This is a genomic window from Nocardia farcinica, from assembly GCF_029867845.1.
GTDB lineage: Bacteria > Actinomycetota > Actinomycetes > Mycobacteriales > Mycobacteriaceae > Nocardia > Nocardia farcinica_A.
Genome location: NZ_JARWRU010001273.1, coordinates 1 through 3,179 on the forward strand (window position 1 = coordinate 1; position 3,179 = coordinate 3,179).

Annotated in this window: 3 protein-coding genes and 1 pseudogene; 1 reads left to right on the forward strand and 3 read right to left on the reverse strand. The window is 72.3% G+C overall.

Features of this window, described 5'->3' with window-relative positions; all coding sequences use genetic code 11:
- Positions 1-157: 157 nt before the first annotated feature.
- Together gatA and gatC are read right to left on the reverse strand one after the other, a co-directional pair.
- Positions 158-1,648: an Asp-tRNA(Asn)/Glu-tRNA(Gln) amidotransferase subunit GatA gene (gene gatA, locus QH283_RS28530; protein WP_280506029.1), complete on the reverse strand. Its 1,491-nt coding sequence runs from the start codon at positions 1,646-1,648 to the stop codon at positions 158-160.
- Positions 1,645-1,944 (reverse strand): Asp-tRNA(Asn)/Glu-tRNA(Gln) amidotransferase subunit GatC, encoded by a 300-nt coding sequence (gatC, locus tag QH283_RS28535; RefSeq protein ID WP_280506030.1) that lies wholly within the window; start codon positions 1,942-1,944, stop codon positions 1,645-1,647. The genes gatA and gatC overlap by 4 nt, the downstream gene beginning before the upstream one ends.
- 274 nt (positions 1,945-2,218) lie before the next feature.
- On the opposite strand from gatC, the gene QH283_RS28540 reads away from it, so the two are divergent.
- On the forward strand, positions 2,219-2,869 hold the full coding sequence (locus QH283_RS28540) for an amino acid-binding protein (RefSeq protein WP_280506031.1): 651 nt from the start codon (positions 2,219-2,221) through the stop codon (positions 2,867-2,869).
- 124 nt (positions 2,870-2,993) lie between these two features.
- On the opposite strand, the pseudogene QH283_RS28545 reads toward QH283_RS28540, so the two are convergent.
- Positions 2,994-3,179: pseudogene (locus QH283_RS28545) on the reverse strand (hypothetical protein); the annotation flags it as partial.

Genomic DNA, 3,179 nt, shown 5'->3' on the forward strand with positions numbered 1-3,179 from the left:
CGCCGCCCCCCCGCCCCTACGCCGCCCGCCCCCGCCCCGCGGGGCCGCCGCCCGGCGCGTTCACGCCCGCACCGCGTGGGCGGCACACTCACGACCGCACCGCGCGGGCGCGAGATCTGCGCGGCCGCCGGACGGGCCGCGAGGGGTGGAGCCGGGCTCAGGCGACCGGCGCCACGCCGATCGGCCCGCGGGCCGCCTCGTAGGCCGCGCCGCCCCGGTAGAGCCGGTCGTCGGCGAGCGCGGGGGCCATGATCTGCAAGCCGACCGGCAGGCCGTCGTCCTCGCTCAGGCCCGACGGCACCGACATGGCGGGGTGGCCTGCCAGGTTGGTGGGCAGGGTGCACAGGTCGGACAGGTACATGGCCAGCGGGTCGTCGACCTTCTCGCCCAGCTTCCACGGGGTGAACGGGCTGGTCGGCGAGACCAGCACGTCGACCTGCTCGTAGGCGGCGTCGAAATCGCGCGCGATGAGGGTGCGGACCTTGAGCGCCTGACCGTAGTAGGCGTCGTAGTAGCCGGCCGACAGCGCGTAGGTGCCGATCATGATGCGACGCTTGACCTCGGGACCGAAACCGGCGGCGCGGGTCATGGCCATCACCTGTTCGGCGCTGTGGGTGCCGTCGTCGCCGACGCGCAGGCCGTAGCGCATGGCGTCGAAGCGCGCCAGGTTCGACGACACCTCCGACGGCATGACCAGGTAGTAGGAGGGCAGGCCGTACTCGAAGTGCGGGCAGGACACCTCGACGACCTCGGCGCCCAGTTCCTTCAGCTGCGCCACCGCGGCGTCGAAGGAGGCCAGCACACCGGACTGGTAGCTGTCGGAGTGCAGTTCCTTGACCACGCCGACCTTCACGCCGCGCAGATCGCCCTCGGCGCCACGGCGGGCCGCCTCGACGACCGGCGGCACCGGCACGTTGCGGGAGGTGGAGTCGCGCGGATCGTAGCCCGCGATCACCTCGTGCAGCAGCGCGGTGTCGAGCACCGTGCGGCCACACGGGCCGCCCTGATCCAGCGAGGACGCGCAGGCGACCAGGCCGTAGCGGGAGACCGTGCCGTAGGTGGGCTTGGTGCCGACGGTGGCGGTGACCGCGGCGGGCTGGCGGATGGAGCCGCCGGTGTCGGTGCCGATGGCCAGCGGGGCCTGGTGCGAGGCCAGCGCCGCCGCCGAGCCGCCGCCGGAGCCGCCGGGGATGCGCGTGGTGTCCCACGGATTGCGGGTCGGCCCGTAGGCGGAGTTCTCGGTGGAGGACCCCATCGCGAACTCGTCCATGTTGGTCTTGCCGAGGATCGGGATGCCCGCGGCGCGCAGCTTGCCGGTCAGGGTGGCGTCGTAGGGCGACATCCAGCCCTCGAGGATCTTCGAGGCGCAGGTGGTGGGCATGTCGGTCGTGGTGAACACGTCCTTGAGCGCCAACGGAACTCCGGCCAGCGGCGAGGCGGGGGCCGCACCGGCGGCCAGCGCGGCGTCCACCGCGGCGGCGGCCTCGAGCGCGCGCTCACCGGCGACGTGCAGGAAGGCGTTGATCTCGCCGTCGACCTCGGCGATGCGGTCCAGGTGCGCCTGGGTCACCTCGACGGAGCTCACCTCGCGGGCATGGATGCGCTGCGCCAGCTCGGCCGCGGTGCTGGTGGTCAGTTCGCCGCTCATTCGCCCTCTCCCAGGATCTGCGGAACCATGAACCGCTGCTCCTCGACGGCCGGTGCGGCCGCGAGCGCCTGATCCGGCGTCAGACCGGGGGCGACCACATCGGGACGGGTCACATTGACCTCGGGATCGGGCGAAGCGGTCGCGGGAACGTCGGCGGCGGCAACCTCGGAGATGGTCCGCACGTGGCTCAGGATCGAATCCAGCTGACCGGCGAACTGATCCAGTTCGGCGTCGGACAGCGCGAGCCGGGAAAGCCGGGCGAGGTGTGCGACCTCGTCGCGGGAGATGGCGGGCACCGCGGAACCCCTTTCGGCATGGAGAGCGTCGGGGACGGCTGGACGTGGGAGCCGTCGGGCAATACCCTACCGACCGCGCTCGAGGGCCTGTCACCGCCGCCACCCTCCGGCGACACACCACGCTCCCCAGGGCGACACGCCGTGAATCGGTCACTTGACCGTGTGGCATGTGTCACGCCACGCGCTTCGACTCGATAACCGACCGCTCCGGGTGTAAATATTGCCTGACCCGGGTATCCGAGCAGACAGGCTCGGCCATAGGAAAGGAATGCGCGTGTCTTATCTGCTCCGCGTGCAACTTCCGGATCGCCCGGGAAGCCTCGGCGCACTCGCGATGGCACTCGGCACGGTCGGAGCGGACATCCTGTCACTCGACGTGGTCGAGCGCGGCGCAGGCTTCGCCGTCGACGATCTGGTGGTGGAGGTGGCGCCCAACGCGCTGCCCGACACGCTGATCACCGCCGCGGAGAGCATCCCCGATGTGCACGTCGACTCGATCCGCCCCTACTCGGGCGTGCTCGACACCCATCGCGAGCTGGAACTGATCGATCAGGTGGCAGGCGCCCGCGACGACCGGTTGCAGATCCTCGTCGACGGCATCCCACGGGTGCTGCGCGTCGGCTGGAGCACCATCCTCGACACGGGCCCGCAGGGCCCCTACCGGGTCGTCGGCAGCCAGAGCGCGCCGCAGACCCAGGCCTCCTCCGCGCCGTGGATGCCGCTGGACAAGCCCGCCGTGCTCGACCCCGACGCCGACTGGGTACCGCAGATCTGGCGCGACATGGACACCAAGCTCGCGGCCGCGCCGCTGGGCAACACCGGCAAGGTGCTCATGCTCGGACGCCCGGGCGGGCCTGCGTTCCGGCCGTCCGAGGTGGCGCGGCTCGGCTATCTGGCCGGGATCGTCGCCACCGTCCTCGGCTGACCGGCGCCCACCCGCTCGCCCGGTCGGCCACCGCTCGCCTGCGCAGGGCGGGCCGCGACCGCGCCGGCGACATTCGGCACTGCCCGTCGTGGGCGAATCCGCCGAGCGCGCAACGGATCACACCTCAGGAGCCCTCGGCGGTCGGCGCCGGGTCCGGGGGCGGCACGTCCACCGCGATCTCGCCGCCGAGGGCGTAACCGCCGGTCAGCTCGAGGTCGTCGCCGCTCCAGAAGCGGCCAGGGTCGTACCAGTTGGGACTGCGGCGGGCGGGCAGCAGTCCCATCGACTGGTAGGTGGCGGCGACGATCTC